Consider the following 19,495-nt stretch of genomic DNA (forward strand, 5'->3'; position numbering starts at 1 on the left):
TGATATTAGTTGGTATCTTTTTAGTGGCAGTCGTTGTTTTTGCACTTATTAAAAAGATATCGTTTTAGCTTTTAAATTTCTCCCACCACAAATAAGCAAATATGAGCCCAAAGCCCTTGACTTTGCTCTCGTCAAAGGCAAATTTCATCATATCTTCTCGTTTTATAAAAACAAGCTCGATATCTTCGCCATCGACGCCACCGCCAGAATTTACCTTCATACTCTCATCGATCTTTGCGTAAAACATCGTTTGTGTGTTGCCTCCAAAGCCAAAAGCACCGTATGTCATTGTGATACGCTCTATCTCTTTTAGCTCATAGCCCACTTCTTCGATCGCTTCTTCTCTGGCTGTTTGCTCTTCGCTTAGTCCTTTATCCATAAGCCCTGCGCAAAGCTCGTAAGTAAAGCCTTGCTCATTTGTTTTGATGCTTTCTTTCTCTTGCGAGTACCAAACAGCAGGACGAAACTGCTTTACAAATAAAAAGGCATCTTTTTGCTCGTGATATAAAAAAATACTAACGCTATTCATCACTTTTACGCAGTCCCAATCTCTTTGAACACCATTTTGCATAAATTTCATCTTAAATGGCTTTAGGTATTTTGACTCATCAAGAGGCAGAATTTCTAAATTAGTTATAGTAGTATCCATTTTGCAAGTCCTAAAAAGCTAAAAAATCCTATCGCATCTGTAAAAGTAGTAAGAATGACGGCTGAGCCGACTGCAGGATCTATGTTAAAGCGCCTTAGCATTAAAGGTATGATCGTGCCAAAAAAGCCAGCAAAGAATAAATTTGTAACCATGCTAAGCCCAATAACAACGCCAAGCATACCTTTGTCAAACCAAACAGAGGCGATTATGCCCATTACCACACCAAAGATTAGTCCATTTATGAGTGAAATACTAACCTCGCGTTTTAAGACATTTTTGGCATCTTTAAACTCTATCTCGCCAAGTGCCAAACGGCGAACCGTAACGGCAAGCGCTTGTGTGCCGGTATTTCCACCCATTGATGCAACTATTGGCATTAAAACAGCAAGAGCGACATAGGCTGCTATTGTCTCGTCAAAAAGTCCGATTATAGATGAGCTAAAAAGAGCTGTTAGTAAATTTACACCAAGCCAAACCGCACGACCACGACCAGCCTTAAAAAGCGTATCATCCTCTTCTGACTCGTCATCAACGCCGGCTAGGTTATAAATTTGCTCAGTTGCACTCTCTTGAATGTAGTCGTGGATGTCATCAGAGGTGATACGACCAAGTAAGATTCCAGTACTACTAGTAACTGCGATAACATTTAAATCGTACTCTTGAAACATATCAGCGACATTTTGCATAAGATCCATATCATTTGCAACGTGTGGCTTGTAGTGATCGATCTGTGCTGACTCGATATTTTGCTTTAGCGTCTTTGTAAAATCAAAAAGTATAAGATCTTCAAGTGGGATAGCGTATTGTAAAACGCCATTTTTATCGATAATAAAAAGCTGTGAGATATTTTCTAGCTTGCCTTCTTGCTTTTCTCGTCTAAGTCTTGCTACTGCATTGCCAAGCTTTTCTTCAAGATGAGCCGAAAAAAGCTCTGTTTGCATGTGAGCACCAGCTCTATCTTCTTCGTAACTTCTGAGTCTTAAAATTTCATTTTGGTTTTCTCTGTCAAGCTCGTTAAAGAGCTCTCTAGCTTTATCCTCGTCGATATCCTCGATGTATTGAAGCAAATCAGTCGCATCATCACTCTCTAGCTCTTCAAGTGCTTCTACGATCTTTTCAGCTGGAAGTTGTTCGATCACATCTTTTAGCATGTGATCAGGTAGCTCGATAGCAACGTCGCCTAAAATTTCAGGGTCTAGCTTCTCAAGATAGTGAGCAAAAAGCTCTTCATCGTGCTTTTTAAGTGTTTTTAGGTGTTGGGCTAGCTCATAAGGTGAGAGTTCGTTATCTTCTAAATTTTCATCTAAGTGCTGATCTATCAGCTCTTTTGCTTCTTCTAGTTCTTGGCTCAAGTTTTACCTTTAAAAATCTATTACATTAGGAAAAAATTCCACTTTGTGATACCCTTTTTCATTACTTAAGGCATTTTTTATTAGCTCGTCATTTTTGCTAACAACTGCTTTAAATTTAGCTGATTCTTTCTTATCCTCTAGGCTTTTAACGACCTTTATTGCACTTTCTGGATTGATAGGTTTATTGTCTCTATAAAGACCAAAGTGAAGGTGCGGTCCTGTGCTCATACCACTTGTTCCAACGTAGGCTATGAGCGTGCCTTGCTTGACTTTTAAACCACCTTTTATGCCTTTAGCAAAGCCATTTAGGTGAGCATAAAGTGTCTCATAGCCACCAGCATGAGAGATGATAACGGTTCTGCCATATCCACTTTTTTGTCCGACAAATTTAACCGTGCCATCGCCTGCAGCTTTGATTGGTGTTCCTTTTGGAGCACCGTAGTCAACGCCAAGGTGCGCTCTATATCTTTGGAGAATAGGGTGCCATCTTTTTAGAGTAAAAGCCGATGTGATTCTGGCGTTTGTAAGAGGGCGAACAAGTAAAAATTTATCATTTTTTTTACCATTTTTATCATAAAATTTATCTTCAAATTTATACATAACATATCGTTTATTTTTCGTTTCTATCATCGCAGCATAAATTTCTGGAGTGCCAAAAGAGCGGCCCATGCGTATTTTTTGATTATAAACGATAGCGATCGTATCGCCTTTGTTTATCTTCTTAAAATCAATACCACTTCCTTTAAAAATTTCTTTAAAGCCAAGAGCTAGCGTGCCAGAGCCAGTGTAGTCAAAAATGTCTTCAGAGACTGATTTGTCCACCTTTAAGGCTAAAAATTTATCTTCGCTTTGATAAGAGATGGGAAGAAATTCGAGCTTAAATTTATCATTATCATCTCTAAAAATATGCATTTGAAGCTCGTCACTAACAGGGATTAGTACTTGTTTGGTATTGCCACTGTCGTCTTTATAAATTTGATACTTTGTACCAGCGATGATCTCTTCTGTTAGTTCTTGATCTTCGGTTGCTAAGTTATAGTAAAGTGAAAGTGGGATTTTGTTTGTCTCTAAGAAATTTAAGAAGTTACTTCCATTTGGCCAGCTAAGCTCATCGATGCTTGGCTTTATAGCGTATAAATTTATAGATAATATTGCAAAAATTATAAAAATACGAGGCATTAATGTCCTTTTAAAAAGCTGGTGGGATTTTAACTAAAACTTGCTTTAATTTTGCAAAAGATAAAGCATTTTAGGCTATAATCGCTCTAAAAATTTAAACTTAGGAGATATTTTTGAAACGTATATTTGTGATTTTATCGCTAGTTTTTGGCTTTGCTTTTGGGGCTGATTTTTCTTTAAATGAGTATAGAACTCCTATAATTAGCGTCGATAGTGATGGCACAGCGACGATAGTTGATAGTCCAGAAATTTTAATCGGCTCAAGTGGTGTCGTACTTCATAAATTTGACACTGATAGCTCTATCATCGCAAGAGTTAGCGTTATCTCAAAAAATTCTGGCTTTGCTAAGATTAGATTTGAGGTGTTTGATCTACTTGAGCAAAAGGCGCTCCCGCTTCCAGGCATTGCACCTGCAAATGGCGATATGGTCGTGCTAAACTATCTTTATAACCGCTCATTAATCATCGTGCCAAATAAAGAAATTTACGAAGAGATCACATCTGCGTTTCCAAATATGATATTTATCCACCCAGATATTATAGGAGCGTATCTAAGCTACGAGTACAAGCCAAATCCAAGCAGAGATGACTTTAGAAAAATGTGCGCTCAAAGTGCAGCTGGTTTAATTTTCGTAGCAATGGATGGCAGAAGCGTTTTTGCTGATTGCCAAAGCTTTAAAGTGTTAAAAGAATTTAAAAGTGGCGAGGTTGAGTACTATCAGCTACCATTTTATACAAGGGTTAGCGACATAGACACCGTCTTTTGGAAGCTAAATAGCGAGCACATCAACAACTACGACGCTCACTACGAAAAACTTTTCGAAGAAGATAACTGATAAATGAGCCGTTTGTCCTTAAGTAAGCAAAGATTAAAAGAGTTTTTAAATTTACTCCCAACGCTTAAGGACAAAGAGCTCTTTCACTACGCTTCAAGCCTTAGTTTTCATACGATTTTATCGATCATTCCGATACTTCTTATATCGTTTTCTATCTTTACAAAACTGCCTAGTTTTGAGGATTATTACGCCAAAATTCAAGACTTTATCTTCTCGGCTCTTTTGCCAAGTAATCAAGAGACCATCTCAAACTACTTGCAAAATTTTTTACAAAATAGCGGAAATTTAGGCATAGTTGGCTTTGTAGCGATGATATTTACATCGGCTATGTTTTTTAGTGACTACGAGTATGTAGTTTTAAAAGTGACACGTGCAAGTAAGGCTAGAGGATTTTGGTCAGCACTTAGCTCGTATTGGACGCTTATCACGCTCGCGCCACTTGGTCTTGCTGCTAGTTTTTATCTCTCAAGCCTCATTCAAGAGATGCTAAACTCAAACGTGATCACAAACTCGATAAATTTTTTGAGCATATTCCCATATCTCATCATTTGGGCGATATTTTGCATCACATATCTCATCTCAGTAAATGACGAGATAAAGTTTAAAAGCGCATTTTTTAGCTCATTTGCCGCTTCGCTTGTTTGGTATATTGGCAAGTCGGCCTTTGTCTATTATGTCCTTTACAACAAGACCTATCTAAGCGTTTATGGCTCGTTTTCAGCCGTGCTTTTCTTTTTTGTCTGGATCTACATTTCGTGGATCATCTTTTTATATGGGCTAAAGCTTTGTGCTTATCTCTCAAACAGCTCAAAATTTAAAAGATAAATTTAATGGTTAGTACCAGCTGGCAATATATTTTTATAAATTTACCAGCTAGTTTGATTTGTATTATTTTATGTAGAATATTATGTAAAATCAGCGTTTAAACTCGCAAATTTCTATCTTTACTCCAAGCTCTTTGCTAAATTTACTAGCGACCTTTTCAAGCTCATCTTTATCAAAGCAGATAAGATCTATGTAAGATCGCATCTCACCATTTGCTTCACCTATGATCTCGCAAATTTCACTCTCTTTTAGCGCATCTGAAATTTTGTTTTTGCTATCAACGCCAAACTGTATGTCGCCACTGTGAGATATGGCTAAAAAGCAAAAATTTATGCCAAGCTCAAAAGCTTCGTTATAAGTATCGCTTGCGCCGTCGTAGTACTCATTTAGTAACTCGCTAAGAGATGTAAATCCTGTAAAAACGTCGTCACGTAGCTTGTTTGAACGAGGCTCTAGCTCATAGATCATAAAATTCTTAAGCGGCTCGTTTGAGGCTTCTTTGCCAAATTTATCATCTATAAGATCGGCAAAGTCGATCAGTGGCACGCCTTTTTCTCTTGGCTCGTCTATTATCTCAAACTCTCCAAGCATATTTATCATGATCATCTCGCCAACTACGTTGTCACAAAGTATGAGCGATAATGTATAAGCCTTATTTTCATCTTCGCTTTTGAGCTTGCTTAGAGTTTCGTTATATAGGCACATATCTACGCTTTTGTCGTTAAAATTTGCATAGACCATGACCTCATTTGCATCAATGCTTACGCCATACATCTGTATAGTAGCGACATTTCGTGGTGCACGTGGTTTGCCAAGTGTGCAAGTAAGCTTTGCCTCATACCCTTTTGGCATGCGCAATTTGATAAATTTAAGCCACAAAAGCCTATGCTTAAGTCCTTCTGGAGTGAGTACTAGATCGATCTTTCCATCAATAAGGCCTATCATAAAAGTTGGATCAACTAAACATAAATTTAGCGCTTCTTCGGTCATTTTGCTTGCGGCTTCAAAGTTTTTATCTTCTAAATTTTGTTTGATGGCGTCTAAATTTTTGCCAAACTCGCTCCAAAATTTATCAACTCTGCTTGCAAAGCTAGAGCTCTTTTTAGAAAACCACATTTTTATCCTTTTTGTTAAAATTTTCAATATTTTTTTGCGTATAAATTTTCATCGATGGAAATTCTAAGGCGCTTAGTTTGTCATATCCTTCTTCGTTAAAAACACATCCCGTATCTATATTGGCGCTATTTGTATAGAGCTTAGCCTCACGAACTGGCGTATGTCCGTAGACATTAAATATGCCTTCAACTTGTATCATATCGCCTCTGCCTGATAGTACATGCCTTCTAAACTCATCTCTTGAGCTGTTATCATCTCTTAAGCCCCAAAATTTACCAACAGCCGAGTGCGAAACGACCAAATGCTCGCCATTTTGGTTTTTGTGGTCTTTAAACTCTAAATATACTGGAATGCTTTCTAAAAATTCTATGTGCCTTTGCTTGAACCCCACGCTTTGGCCAAGGTATGATCCATATGTCGCCACGCCACCATTGTTGAAAAACCAACTCGTGTCAAATGGTGCTTGGTTGTTTAAAAATTCATATTTATTGCTTAGTAACCTTCTTTCGTGATTTCCCATTACCATTTTATAGTTATTTTGCATGATAAGCTCGACCACATCGCAACTAAAAAGCCCCCGATCTATCACATCTCCGACAAAGCAAATTTGTGATTTTTCTTTGTCTGGAAACTGCTTGATAAGCTCTAAAAGTGTGTTAAAACAGCCGTGCACATCGCCTATTATATAAATTTGCTCGCTCAATCTTTCTCCTTTGTGCCAAATTTTAGTCTATTAAGCTTAAAAATGTAGTGTTAAGAAAACACTTTTGTATAGCTGTACTATATTGGCGTAATGCTAGCGGTATATAAAGTTAAAACCTAGTAAAAGATATTTAAAATTTAAGGAATTTAAAGCAGAAGGGAGCCTAAGCTCCCTAAAATCATTGTGCGTAAAAGCCGCTAACCTTACCGGTTAGGTCGATCATGATGTTTTTCATCTGAGTGTAGTGCTCAAGTATGATCTTATGTGTCTCGCGGCCGATACCTGAGTTTTTATATCCGCCAAATGGGCTTCCTGCTGGGATTTGGTTGTAAGTGTTGATCCAAACTCTGCCAGTCTCCATAGACCTTGCAACGCTAAGTGCTTTTGTGATGTCTTGCGTGAAAATTCCGCCACCAAGGCCGTATTCGCTATCATTTACCATTTTGATAAGCTCAGCTTCATCTTTAAATTTGATGACAACGCCAACTGGTCCAAAAATTTCTTCTTGAGCTACTCTCATATCATTTGTCACATCAACTAGCAACGTTGGCTCGACAAATGCGCCCTTGTCGCAACCATTTGCTGTGTAGGCTTTGCCACCGACTGCCACTTTTGCGCCTTCTTTTTTGCCGATCTCGACGTAGTTTAGAATTTGCTCAGCTTGTTTTTTATTGATTTGTGAGCCCATTTGAGTACTAGGATCTAGCGGATCGCCAACTTTTATGGTGCTAAATTTCTTAACTGCAGCCTCTATAAATTTGTCGTAAAAGCTCTCTTCTACGAAAATTCTTGAACCTGCGCAGCAAACTTGACCTTGGTTAAACAAAATGCCAAGCTGAAGGCCATCAAGCGCTTTATCTAAATTTGCGTCGCTAAAGAAGATATTTGCGCTCTTGCCACCAAGCTCAAGTGTGGCTGGGATGATACGGCGAGCCGCTGCTATGGCGATATCACGGCCGATCTCGGTTGAGCCAGTAAATGCTAGCTTATCAAGGCCTGGATGGTTTTTGATCCACTCACCACTCTTGCTGCCTTTACCAGTTATGATGTTTATTAAACCTTTTGGCAAAATTTTATCTATCAGCCTAAATAGCTCAAGCACGCTTAGGCTTGTCTCGCTTGAAGGCTTAAACACGCTTGCATCGCCTGCTGCGATCACTGGAGCTAGCTTCCAAGCTGCCATTAAAAATGGGAAATTCCAAGGCACGATCTGACCCACAACGCCTATTGGCTCGCGTAAAACGATAGAGAGCTGTTTCTCATCAAGTACGTTTGCACTGCCTTCTTCACCCATGATGACGCCAGCAAAGTACCTAAAATGCTCGGCTGCAAAAGGGATATCAACATTTAGCGTTTCGCGGATTGGCTTGCCGTTATCCATGCTCTCAACTTTTGCCAAGTGCTCTTTGTTTTCATCGATGATGTCAGCGATCTTGTTTAAAAGCTTTGCACGCTCGCTAACTGTGGTGTGTTTAAATTTCTTAAAAGCCTCACGTGCAGCACGAACTGCGTCATTTACATCTTCTTCAGTCGCATCTGCGATCTTTGCAAGGTGCTCGCCGTTTGCTGGATTTTTTGCATCAAGTGTAGCGCCGTCTTTTGCGTCGCGCCACTCACCATTTATGAAAAGCCCATATTTTTCTAGTAGTTTCATACTTTTCTCCTTGATTAAGATTTTGTAAAAGGATTATAATATTAATAAAATTTATCAAAAATAAATTTTGGACATAAATTATCTTTTTTAATAAATTTTATTGTTTAGAGTAGGATTGTTTTAAAATTTAACTCTGCCAAGAGAGTAAAAACGTAGTCTCGCCATCAAGTTCGCTTTGGCATTTTACGACGATATCATTTTTCTTGCAGCACTCTTTAACTAAATTTAGCCCTATGCCAAAGCCGCCTTGATCGTCGTTAAATCTCGTGTAACGATCAAAAATTTTCATCTGATCCTCTTTGCTGATGCCTCGACCGGTGTTACTTATGCTAAAGAAATTTGGCTCTAAAGTAATGCGTACTTTTGAATTTGGCGCTGCATATTTGGAGGCGTTGCTAAGAAGGTTGTCTAAAATTTTGCTCACATCCCCAAGATCTGCATTTATAAAGCTTGGCTTTAGGCTAGTATCTATCTCAAGCCCGCGTTTGGCAAAAAATGGCGAGAAATAGTTCAGTCTTTGTGTGGTTAGCAAATTTAGGTCTATGAGCTCTTTTTTGCCAGGCTTATCTAGGTTAAAGCTTAAATGAACGAGCGCGTCATAGATGTTATTTAGGCTCTTTGCAGCAAGGCTGATATTTTTAAAACGCTTTAAATTTCGCTCATTTAGGTTGTCAAGATCGGCCGTTTCTATACTCATCGAGATGACGCTTAGGGGTGTGTTTATCTCGTGTGTTGAGTCTTTTATAAAGCGGTTTAGCGTATCTATCTTCTCATAAAGCGGTCTTAGGCTTAGTTTTGCTAGGTAAAAGGCGACAAAGAGCAGGGCAAAAAAGAAAAAGAGTGCCTTTAGCGTGGTTGAGATTTGTAAAGATAAAATTTCAGCCTTGATATCTTTGCCAACTAGAAAAATATCTGCGTGTGAGAGCTCATCTGTGGTGTTGTCGTCCATGTACTGGATCTTTTCAAATATCGCGACCTTACCGCCGATCAAATTTACATTTTTGCTTTTATCGATCTTTTGGCAGTCAAAGTCTTTATAAATTTTCTCGCCATTTTTTAACACGATGCAAGCATGCACGCCTTTTTCTTTTGTTAGACTTGAAATTGAGTCAAGTCCATTCATTCTAGCTTTCATGTAAATGCCCATTTTTATCTCTTTTAAAGACTTTACCTCGTTTAAAATGAGCGTTTCTTTTTTGTTTTTATAGTCGTGTATGAAAAAATATCCTAAAAATATCACAGAGCTAACAAGATAAAGGGATAAAATTTTAAATAAAATTTGCGTCTTTTCAGACATAGACATAGCCGTCTCCACGCCTGTTTAAAATGGCATCTTTGCCTAAAATTTGGCGTAAATTTTTGATATAGACACGAAGGCTAAGCTCGCTTGGCTCCTCGTCAAATTTCCAAATTTTATTAAAAATTTCATCTTTGGTTAAAATTTTGCCTTTGTTTTGCAAAAATAGCGCGAGTAGGTCGCTCTCTTTACTTGAGATATTTACATTTTTGCCATCTTTGCTTAGTGTCTTGCTCTGCGGATGAAAGCTAAATTCGCTTGAAATTTTGATCGCATCGCCACTGTGATGAGAGAAATTTCTCTTTAGAAGTGCTTGTATACGTATGAGTAGTTCTTTTAGCTCAAATGGCTTTTTTAGATAGTCGTCGCAGCCACTTTTGTAGCCTTTTTCAAGATCGTCTATGGTATTTAGTGAGGTGGTAAAGATGCTAGGTGCGCTAACACCTAGCTCTCTTAAGGAAGAAAGAAGTGAAAAGCCATCTCCTTGTGGGAGTTTGACATCAAGTATAAGCAGGTCGAAATTTTGCTCGTAGGCGAGATCAAGCGCTTCTTTGGCGTTATCTGAAGTGGTTACTTCATAGCCATTTTCAACTAGATATTCACTGATGAGATCAAGTAAAATTTCATCATCTTCAACGAGCAAAATTCTAACCATTAAGCACCTTTACATGCCTTTTTTCATTTCGTCTTTTTTCATACCCATGTCGTCTTTTTTCATTTCGTCTTTCATGCCCATGTCATCTTTTTTCATTTCATCTTTTTTTATCATGGGTTTTTTGCCCATGTCATCTTTCATCATCTGCTCTTTCTTCATCATCTCGTCTTTGCCCATGTCGTCTTTTTTCATCATTTCAGTAGCATTTGCAAGACCACCAAGCATAAACATAGCACCAAGTGCAACTAGTAGTAATTTCTTCATAACGTCTCCTTTAAATGAAATATGATGAAATACTATCTCTTTAGTGTTAAGTAAGTGTGAATTTACGCAAATACAAAATAGATAACTGGAAGCGTGATAAATGAAAACAGCACGCCGATAGCCACTGAGGATATGGCTAGAGAGCTATCAAGGCCAGCTTTTATGATCATTGCGCTTGCAAGGGCTGATGTTGGCATTGCACATTGAAAAAGACCAACTACCCATGTTCTATCCATTTGGATACCTGAAAATTTTAATATGATGAAAAATATGATAGCTGGCAAGATCATCTTACATAAAAGCACGACGCTAACACCTTTGTATGTGCTTGTGATACTGCTAAAGTTAAGACCAACACCAATCGCAAAAAGTGCCACCGGAGTAACGCTACCTTCAAACATCCTAAGTGGAGCAAAGATAAACTCAGACAAAGGGACTTCTTTTAAGATAAGAGCCATAATAAGAGCGATAAATGGCGGAAATTTTAAAATTTTCATCGTATTTTGAAATAGCGAAACCTTTTCTGGTGCAGCAAAAGAGAGGATAAGTGGCCCAAGGATCGAAAGTGGGATACCAGTGGCTATTTGATCGTAAAAGATGACTTCATTTACCATCGCATCGCCAAAGAAGCCTTGAATGACAGGCATACCGACAAATAGGGTATTACCAAAAAGGCTTAGCATGACCATACTAACAGTTGTTACTTTAGTAAATTTAAAGATCTTACCAAGCACCAATGCCATGACAGCACTGATAGCTGTTGAGCCAAAGCCAATTAAAATTGTATTTATAAGCGAAACATCGACGTTTACGTGATAAATTTTGTCAAAGATTAGCGCAGGCATTGCAAAACAAAGGACAAAATCCACAAAAGGGATCGAGTGCTTTTGCTCAACAATGCCGACTTTTTTAGCAAAAAAACCAGTTGCGATTATGAAAAATATTGCAAAAAGTGGAGTGAAATTCATAGCATTCTCTTTTAAATCTAAATTTTACGGAAGATTGATTATAGGACCCATAAGATTAAATTACAATAAACCTTTTTTAAAATTTGCTCTCAAAATTTATGCCTTAATATCAACCTTTTTATAAAATTTATCTCTCTCATCTATCTTTTCTTTGCTCTTTAAATCATTCTCAAGATAGCTGATATTATAAATTTCTCTTGTAGATATGCTTTTGCCATTATTTAGACTGATTAAAAATTTACTCTCAAATTTATTAGATAGATTGGCAATAGCGATCGCTCCAGCATCTTTTAGGCTTACGATTTTATCACCTTGCATGAAGCCAATATCTTTAAAATCCAAGCTATTTAGCTGCACATTATTCATCTCTTTTGCCTCTAAATTTATGCTAGTTTTTAGCTCGCTTGATGTATTTAGCTTGCCAGTATCGTTATAAAGCTCTTTTACGTCTATCTCTCTACCACTATCAAATTTTAGCCTTATGGTGCCATCTTTGTTTAGCTTCATAGATATGACGCTATCGCTATCTTGCAAAGATGCGGCAGCTGTGGCTTCATTTGTTATAAAAGCCTTTTTTACCTTTTTTAAATTCGAGATACTAAACTCAAGTCCAGTTGCTTGTTTAAATTCATTTTCCATCAAGATCATTTTGGCTGATTTTGTCTTCTCAAACTTTGATATATAAGCGTCCGCATTTTCATCAAATTCCTTTAAACTATCGCCAAGATTTTCTATCATCTTGTTGTATGCGTCAAACTCAGCGTTATAATCTTTGTAAAATTTCATAAAACTATCTTTTTGAAATTTTGTATATGAGAAATTTTCATCTTTTTTATAATCTTTGTCTGGCTCAATGATCGGATTAAACTCGCTTAGCCTTGCAGTATCATCAAAACCCACTTTAAGATAGGCAAAATTTTTAAAAGAGCTATCTTTGCCAAAGATATTATTGTGTCTTAGGTCGACCCAGCCATCTTTTTGGGCATATTTTTTAAAGAAATTATTTATATCATTTTTCTCTATCTTTTCATATCTGTTTTCTGCAGCGAACAAAGTATTTGGATCTGAGGCGTAGTAAGAGTGCCTATAATCAATATCTTTTGTATCCACGTAAAGATCGGGATTATTTGTGATTGTTGCTTTACGATTTAGCTCTTCTCTTTTTATTTGGTTGTGATTTATGACATTTGTGCTGATAAACTGCCTAAGGTCAACCCTTGGCATCACATCGCTTAAATTTGCTATTTTTTCATTTCCATCTTTGTCGTAACCCTTTACTTTTAGCTTATCAAAGAGTATATCTTTTTGATCTAGCACGCCGTCATTGTTGCTATCAAAGCTAAAAAGATAGCTATTATTTTCTAATTTTGTAGTGCCAAGTTTATCGTTATCGCCGTAAATATCTAAAAATACTTCTACTTCTCCATATTTTGTTTTTAGAGTGTTTGAATAAGCGTAATCGTTTAAATTTTTAAATTTTGTATTTTCTAAGTATCCACTTTTTAGTGTAGATAGCATGCTGCTACTATCTGAAGCTTTTATATTTTTAAAGTAGGCATTTTCACTAAAATGATAGCCTCTAGAAAGTTCATCGGAGTGAATTTTATTGTTGCTGTAGATGAGATTTTTTGAGTAGTTGTTTAAAATTTCTTCTACTTTTTGTAGGATTTTGTGTCTATTTTGCTCTTTTATCTCAGCATCAGTGATATTTATAACTTTGCTTACTTTGATACTTTCTTTTAAATTTGAAATTTGTTCGTTATTTATCTCTAAACCTTGTTTATCCTTAAAGGCATGGAGCATATCTGTAGGATTTTTTAAATCTTTTAAATTTATAAAGTTATATTTTAATGATGTGATATTCATCTAAAATCCTTTTTAAAGATGTTGCAGATAATATCGGATAAATTTAGAAAGTATTTAGGCGTATAATGGTGCCCGAGGTCGGACTCGAACCGACACAAGGTTGCCCTTACCAGATTTTGAGTCTGGCGCGTCTACCAGTTTCACCACTCGGGCTAAGTTAAGATTGAAATTTTAGATTTGTGAGAAAAAAAGAAAAAAGGGGAGACTTGCTCCCCTAAAAAGAAAATTATTTCTTTTTACCTTTTTTAGCAGCACCAGCAGCAACTGCTTCTTTAAGTTTTTTGCCAACTTTGAATTTAACTGCTTTGCTAGCAGGAACGTCGATAACTTTTTTAGTTCCAGGAACTCTAGCTTTTCTTGCAGCTCTGTCAGCAGTACCGAAAGTACCAAAGCCTATAAAGCTAATTGTATCGCCTTTTTCAAGAACTGCTTGGATTGTCTCCAAAGTAGCATCAACAACTTTTAGAGTATCTTTTTTTGAAAGACCAGCCTTATCGGCAACAGCTTGAATAAATTCAGCTTTTTTCATGAACCATCCTTTTAAGAAGTTATGTGGCTATATTACACTCTTTTAAAAAAAAATACAATACTTTTTCCCTAAATTTAGCTCTTTTTTACGTTTTTTTAACAAAAAATGCAATTTTTTTAAAAATTTACTCGCAAATTTCAAACATAAGCTCGGTCTTTAGACCAATCTTTTTCATATCAATAAGCCTTAAATTTTTAAAATTTAAGCTCATTAGTTCATCTTTATTTTTTACAAGCTTATTTGCTATCTGGCGCAAGACTTCGCCTCTATATGCTTTTGCGTGATGACTCACTATTTTTTTATTTTTTATAAAGCAAAAAGCTATGTATTCTTTTTTTATAGTGTAAAATTTTTCATAAAACTTAGCTCTAAGGTCTAAAATTTCATCATTTTGCAAAAAATCATCAACCGCTTTACTAAAATTTTTTTCATAAAATTTTGAAATTTCAAAGCCACCTAGCTTTTCACCTTGCTTTAGTTTGTATTCTGGTATCTCATTTTTTGCTAAGATAGGCCCAAATAAATTTGAAAATATTAAAACATTATTATCTATATATTTTTGTGCCTCATTGTCTAAACCACGATAGTTTAGATGTTTATAAGCCACGCCATCATACCTTAAGATAGCTTTTATGCTGCCTTTTTGAGATAGGCTTTCTCGCAGCTGCTTACTCTCTTCAAGCTCTTTTAGCCCAAAAAGCTTTTTTATCTCGTTTAAATTTGCATTTTTTAAAAACTCATCGTATCTATTTAAAATTTCAACTCTTTTGTCAAAAAGTTCTGGAAATATCAAATCCTTACCATTAAATTTATTATTCGTATTTAGAGAAATTTTACTTTCGCTTGGAGAAAAGAGAATTTTTAATGCCATTGTTCTTACCTATTTTTATGTGTAAATTTTTGTTGGATTATACAATAAACTTTTTGTGCTAAAAAAAATCAAATTTTTACCGATATAAAAACAAGCGGAATCATTTTTGCTTAGAGTGAATAAAAATTTAGGAAAAAATTATGAGAATAACAAACCAACTACGTTTTAGTCAGACTTTGCATGACTACCAAAAAAATATGACTGGTGTAAATAAAAGCTATAAGCAGCTCTCAAATGGTTTGAAAATTCAAGATCCATACGATGGTGCTGCGACTTATAATGATGCAATGAGGCTTGATTATGAAGCGACTACTCTCACTCAAGTAGTTGATGCCACTGGTAAATCTGTAAATTTCTCAAAAAATACAGATAATGCGTTGCAAGAGTTTGAAAAACAGCTTGAAAATTTTAAGACAAAAGTAGTCCAGGCAGCTAGCAGTGTGCATAGTAAGACATCGCTAGAGGCTTTGGCAAATGACCTTCAAGGTATAAAAAATCACCTTGTAAATATTGCAAACACTTCGGTCAATGGGCAGTTTTTGTTTTCTGGAAGCGCTGTTGATACAAAGCCAATAGATGGTGCAGGAAAGTATCAAGGTAACCGTGATTATATGAAAACATCAGCCGGTGCTCAGGTTGAGCTTCCTTACAATATCCCAGGATATGATCTATTTTTAGGAAAAGATGGCGATTACAGTAAAATTTTGACAACAAATGTTCGTTTAGCTGATCAAACTAGAACCGACATCTCTTATGCGCCAAAATTTCTAAACGATAACAGCAAGATAAAAAATATGATCGGGCTAAATTACGCTAGTGATTCAGTGGTTAGAAGTGATGGCTCTTACAATGGCACAATAAATCCAGATTATGATTTTTTAGATAATTCAAATGTAAATTTTCCGGACACGTATTTTTTTATGCAAGGCAAAAAGCCAGACGGCACGACATTTACTAGCAAATTTAAGATGAGTGCAAATACAACAATGGCTGGACTTATGGAAAAAATCGGCATGGAATTTGGCAATACAAAAACAACAAAAGTTGTTGATGTAAGCATAAATAATGATGGACAATTTAATATAAAAGATCTTACTAAAGGTAATCAAACTATTGACTTTCATATGGTTGCAGCCACATCAGTAGCACCAAATCGCGGTGCAATTACTCAAAACAATGCGCTTGATGCGGTAAATTCTCTTGAAGATCTTGAAACAATGGCAAATAACGTTCCAAAAACAGTTCATATCACCGAGTTTATAAAGAGCAAATATACCGATAAAGATGGAAATGCGACAAATGCATTTGACTATGATAAGGTTAGATTTGAAAGAAAGGATAATGAGCTAATCGCAAATTTACCTCAAGTAGCCAGAAGAACGGGCGAATATGCAACAGATCAGACAAAGCTAAGCGAAGTCTCTGGTACAAAAGAGAGCTATGATAGAAATTTATATCCAAAAGATGTTGACGCTAGAAAGAGAGAGCTTTTTAATATCGACAACCAAGAGATAAATTTACAAGTAAAGTCAATTACTGGTACAAAATATGACATAAAGGTAAAAATGGGCACAGCAGGGGGTACAAATACTCCAGTGCAATTTGACATAACATCTACACCACCAGGTGGCACGCCTTCTGCACCTAGGACTTTAACTGTTTATAACTCAGATGAGTTTGGAAGTTACAGAACTTATGCTAGTGATTTTACTTATAGGCAGCTCATGGATATCGTTGCTATGGCAGCAAGTGATAATATCCCAAACCCTCCACATGCAGAAAACGCAAATTTTGATACAGATATTGAAAAGGTAAAAAGAGATCAAAACTATAATGCCTATAAAGAGGCTTTATCAAAAACTAAGGGTGCAGTAGAGACAACTTTAGATGATAAAGGCAGAATGGTTTTAACCGATAAGACAAAATCAGTAACAAACATAGAAGTAACTATGCATGATGCAAAAAATAGCGATAAATTTGATGGCGATAGCACTGGTAGAGATACGGCTGGTAATGCTGGCCACCCTCAAGGAAAGGGTTCTGTCTTTAGCTTTAACGAAAATAATGCTTTAACTATTGATGAGCCAAGTACGAGCGTTTTTCAAGACCTTGATAATATGATCGAAGCTGTTAGAAAGGGATATTATAGAGCTGATGCAAATAGCAATGATCCACGAAATACCGGCATGCAAGGTGCTTTGAAGAGGCTAGATCACCTAATAGATCATGCAAATAAAGAGCTTACAAAGATCGGTTCCCAATCAAGACTTTTAACCGCTACAAAAGAGCGAGCCGAAGTAATGAAAGTGAATGTGCAAACTGTTAAAAATGATGTAATTGACGCAGACTATGCGGAGTCATATTTGAAATTTACGCAACTTTCACTATCTTATCAAGCAACCCTACAAGCAAGTGCGAAGATAAATCAACTAAGCTTGCTAAATTATTTAAATTAAAATTTAAATCAGCAGGCCGCCGAGCTTGCTGATTTTTTAAAATTAAACTCTAGCGTGCTATAATAAGCCTTTTTATAAAGGATCTAAAATTTTACGACATATCTTATTTACAATTTTTGTTTGCATTTTTATATATTTTGGTATAGCCACAGCTGCTCCAACTGCTGATTTTGTTGGTTCGCTTGGACAAAGCCTTGGTGTTTTAAATATCAAATATTTTGGACTTATAGCGTATGTTTATCCATTTTTATTGATCATTTTAGGCTATTTTGTCTATAAAAATTTTAAGAAATTTGACTTTGATTTTGCTCAGTTTTTAGTAGGAATTTTTCTCTTTTTTGTAGCTTTTTTGATGTTTCAAGCCTTGAGTGCTTCAAGTGTAAATGGCGGTATAATTGGAAATTTTATAGTTAGTTCCTTAAAAGAGGTAATCGGCTCTATCGGTACTGTGGTTGCTATACTTATGATGTTTATTATCTCACTTGGGCTTGCTTTTAGGGAAAATTTTATCATTGTTTTAAGAAAGGCGTTTGTGGATAAAGAGATAAAAGTCCATGAAGAGAGAAATTTAAAAGAGATAAAACAAAAACAACTTCCAAAAATCGAACGCAAAAGACAAAAGAATAATGATATAAAAGAAGAAGAGCTTATAGAAGCTCAGGTGCTAAATGATGGTGAACAGAATTTAGATGAAGAGCTAGAGCCTGAGCTAGAAAAAGAGAGCATAGCCTCAACTATAAACGGAGTTGAAATTTTAAACGAAGTGGCTGAGAACAAGAAGTTGCTTGATCAAATAGAGCGAGGAAATGTAGAAAAACCAAAGAATTTTGTCTTACCACCGCTTAAATTTTTAAACGATCCGCCAAAACGCTCGCACAGTGTCAATGAAACTGAAATCGACCAGCAAATTTCTAATTTACTTGATAAACTCCGTAAGTTTAAAATAGACGGCGATGTGGTTAGAACTTATACTGGACCTATAGTCACGACATTTGAGTTTCGTCCAGCCCCACATATCAAGGTAAGTAAAATTTTAACACTTCAAGATGACCTAGCGATGGCACTAAAGGCTCAAACGATCCGTATCCAAGCGCCGATCCCTGGTAAAGATGTGGTAGGTATCGAGGTGCCAAATCAAAATTTGGAAACAATCTATCTAAAAGAAATTTTAGAGAGCGAAGTCTTTAAAAATGCAAGTAGCCCGCTAACTATGGCTCTTGGCAAAGATATTGTTGGTGCGCCTTTTGTGACAGACCTTAAAAAACTACCTCATTTGCTAATCGCTGGAACTACAGGATCTGGCAAAAGTGTGGGTATAAACGCGATGCTTTTGAGCTTGCTTTATAGAAATAGCCCGCAAACTTTGCGTCTAATGATGATCGATCCAAAAATGCTTGAATTTAGCATATATAACGATATCCCACATCTTCTAACTCCAGTTATCACAGAGGCTAAAAAGGCGATCACTGCACTTGCCAATATGGTCGCTGAAATGGAGCGAAGATATAAGATAATGAGCCAAACTCGTACGAAAAATATAGAGAGCTACAACGAAAAGATGAAAGAGGAAGGCGGCGAGCAGTTCCCGTACATCGTTGTGATCATAGACGAGCTTGCTGATCTCATGATGACTAGCGGGAAGGATGTGGAGCTTTATATCGGCCGCCTAGCACAGATGGCAAGAGCTAGCGGTATACACTTGATAGTGGCAACCCAGCGCCCAAGTGTCGATGTCGTGACTGGTCTTATAAAGGCAAATTTACCAAGCAGGATAAGCTATAGGGTAGGGCAGAGGATCGATAGCAAGGTCATCTTAGATCAAATGGGAGCTGAGAGCTTGCTCGGACGCGGAGATATGTTATTTACACCTCCAGGAAGCCCTGGTGTGATAAGATTACATGCACCATTTGCCAGCGAAAAAGAGATAGAAACGGTTGTAAATTTCTTAAAAGAGCAACAAGATGTAGTTTATGATGAAAAATTTTTAATAGAAGAAGGCACAAGCGGAAGTGTAGCTGCTGGTACTCTAGGAGAAGATGAACTTGATGAGCTTTATGAAGAGGCCAAAGAGATCATTTTAAGTGAGCAAAAAACGTCGATAAGTTATCTGCAAAGACGTCTAAAAATAGGTTACAACAAAGCTGCAAATATAATAGAGCAAATGGAGAAAATGGGTGTTTTAAGTCCAGTGAATGCAAAAGGACAAAGAGAAATTTTATAGCTAAAGTCATAAATTATTTTAATTTTAGAATTTTAATTTTTATTAAAATTCTAA

The 19,495-nt window shown here is 36.5% G+C and carries 16 protein-coding genes, 1 tRNA gene and 2 pseudogenes; 5 read left to right on the forward strand and 14 right to left on the reverse strand.

Features of this window, described 5'->3' with window-relative positions:
• Positions 1–64: 64 nt before the first annotated feature.
• Genes CYP54_RS01115 through CYP54_RS01125 form a run of 3 tightly spaced genes read right to left on the reverse strand, consistent with a single transcriptional unit; the run spans position 65 to position 3,180 of the window.
• Positions 65–649: an NUDIX domain-containing protein gene (locus CYP54_RS01115; protein WP_103603859.1), complete on the reverse strand. Its 585-nt coding sequence runs from the start codon at positions 647–649 to the stop codon at positions 65–67.
• A complete protein-coding gene (gene mgtE, locus CYP54_RS01120) occupies positions 634–2,001 on the reverse strand; it encodes a magnesium transporter (RefSeq protein ID WP_103603860.1) in 1,368 nt (455 codons plus the stop codon). Before mgtE ends, CYP54_RS01115 begins: the two co-directional genes overlap by 16 nt.
• A gap of 9 nt (positions 2,002–2,010) precedes the next feature.
• Positions 2,011–3,180, reverse strand: a complete 1,170-nt coding sequence (locus CYP54_RS01125) for a peptidoglycan DD-metalloendopeptidase family protein (RefSeq protein WP_103603861.1) — start codon at positions 3,178–3,180, stop codon at positions 2,011–2,013.
• Positions 3,181–3,293: 113 nt separating this feature from the next.
• On the opposite strand from CYP54_RS01125, the gene CYP54_RS01130 reads away from it, so the two are divergent.
• On the forward strand, positions 3,294–4,016 hold the full coding sequence (locus CYP54_RS01130; RefSeq protein ID WP_021090557.1) for a plasminogen-binding N-terminal domain-containing protein: 723 nt from the start codon (positions 3,294–3,296) through the stop codon (positions 4,014–4,016).
• A gap of 3 nt (positions 4,017–4,019) precedes the next feature.
• Entirely contained in the window at positions 4,020–4,841 is an 822-nt protein-coding gene (locus CYP54_RS01135) for a YihY family inner membrane protein (RefSeq protein WP_103603862.1), read from the forward strand.
• A 90-nt stretch (positions 4,842–4,931) separates the two neighbouring features.
• Here the strand turns inward: CYP54_RS01135 and CYP54_RS01140 are convergent, their stop codons facing one another.
• From CYP54_RS01140 to CYP54_RS01190, 11 genes are all read right to left on the reverse strand, one after another.
• Positions 4,932–5,957 (reverse strand): hypothetical protein, encoded by a 1,026-nt coding sequence (locus CYP54_RS01140; RefSeq protein WP_103603863.1) that lies wholly within the window; start codon positions 5,955–5,957, stop codon positions 4,932–4,934.
• A complete protein-coding gene (locus tag CYP54_RS01145; protein WP_103603864.1) occupies positions 5,944–6,660 on the reverse strand; it encodes a metallophosphoesterase in 717 nt (238 codons plus the stop codon). Before CYP54_RS01145 ends, CYP54_RS01140 begins: the two co-directional genes overlap by 14 nt.
• Before the next feature lie 178 nt (positions 6,661–6,838).
• Positions 6,839–8,314, reverse strand: coding sequence for an aldehyde dehydrogenase family protein (locus tag CYP54_RS01150; protein ID WP_103603865.1), 1,476 nt, complete (start codon positions 8,312–8,314; stop codon positions 6,839–6,841).
• 127 nt (positions 8,315–8,441) lie between these two features.
• Complete coding sequence (locus tag CYP54_RS01155) at positions 8,442–9,611, reverse strand: sensor histidine kinase (RefSeq protein ID WP_103603866.1); 1,170 nt, start codon at positions 9,609–9,611, stop codon at positions 8,442–8,444.
• On the reverse strand, positions 9,604–10,266 hold the full coding sequence (locus CYP54_RS01160) for a response regulator transcription factor (RefSeq protein WP_084108128.1): 663 nt from the start codon (positions 10,264–10,266) through the stop codon (positions 9,604–9,606). The genes CYP54_RS01155 and CYP54_RS01160 overlap by 8 nt, the downstream gene beginning before the upstream one ends.
• Positions 10,267–10,275: 9 nt before the next feature.
• Positions 10,276–10,530 (reverse strand): pyruvate kinase, encoded by a 255-nt coding sequence (locus CYP54_RS01165; RefSeq protein ID WP_054196512.1) that lies wholly within the window; start codon positions 10,528–10,530, stop codon positions 10,276–10,278.
• A gap of 62 nt (positions 10,531–10,592) precedes the next feature.
• Positions 10,593–11,498 (reverse strand): AEC family transporter, encoded by a 906-nt coding sequence (locus CYP54_RS01170; RefSeq protein ID WP_103603867.1) that lies wholly within the window; start codon positions 11,496–11,498, stop codon positions 10,593–10,595.
• 96 nt (positions 11,499–11,594) lie between these two features.
• Positions 11,595–13,364, reverse strand: a complete 1,770-nt coding sequence (locus tag CYP54_RS01175; RefSeq protein WP_103603868.1) for a response regulator — start codon at positions 13,362–13,364, stop codon at positions 11,595–11,597.
• 66 nt (positions 13,365–13,430) lie between these two features.
• A tRNA-Leu gene (locus CYP54_RS01180) sits at positions 13,431–13,517 on the reverse strand.
• Between the two features lie 73 nt (positions 13,518–13,590).
• Positions 13,591–13,893: an HU family DNA-binding protein gene (locus CYP54_RS01185; protein ID WP_012001719.1), complete on the reverse strand. Its 303-nt coding sequence runs from the start codon at positions 13,891–13,893 to the stop codon at positions 13,591–13,593.
• A gap of 124 nt (positions 13,894–14,017) precedes the next feature.
• Positions 14,018–14,764 (reverse strand): YaaA family protein, encoded by a 747-nt coding sequence (locus tag CYP54_RS01190; RefSeq protein WP_103603869.1) that lies wholly within the window; start codon positions 14,762–14,764, stop codon positions 14,018–14,020.
• A 140-nt stretch (positions 14,765–14,904) separates the two neighbouring features.
• Between CYP54_RS01190 and CYP54_RS01195 the strand changes: the two genes are divergently transcribed.
• From CYP54_RS01195 to CYP54_RS01200, 3 genes and pseudogenes are all read left to right on the forward strand, one after another.
• Positions 14,905–17,220, forward strand: a complete 2,316-nt coding sequence (locus CYP54_RS01195) for a flagellin N-terminal helical domain-containing protein (RefSeq protein WP_103603870.1) — start codon at positions 14,905–14,907, stop codon at positions 17,218–17,220.
• A 142-nt stretch (positions 17,221–17,362) separates the two neighbouring features.
• Positions 17,363–17,719: pseudogene (locus CYP54_RS10250) on the forward strand (DNA translocase FtsK 4TM domain-containing protein); the annotation flags it as partial.
• Positions 17,720–17,980: 261 nt separating this feature from the next.
• Positions 17,981–19,441, forward strand: a pseudogene (locus CYP54_RS01200) (DNA translocase FtsK); the annotation flags it as partial.
• Between the last annotated feature and the right edge of the window lie 54 nt (positions 19,442–19,495).

This window comes from Campylobacter concisus, from assembly GCF_002914005.1.
Lineage (GTDB): Bacteria > Campylobacterota > Campylobacteria > Campylobacterales > Campylobacteraceae > Campylobacter_A > Campylobacter_A concisus_N.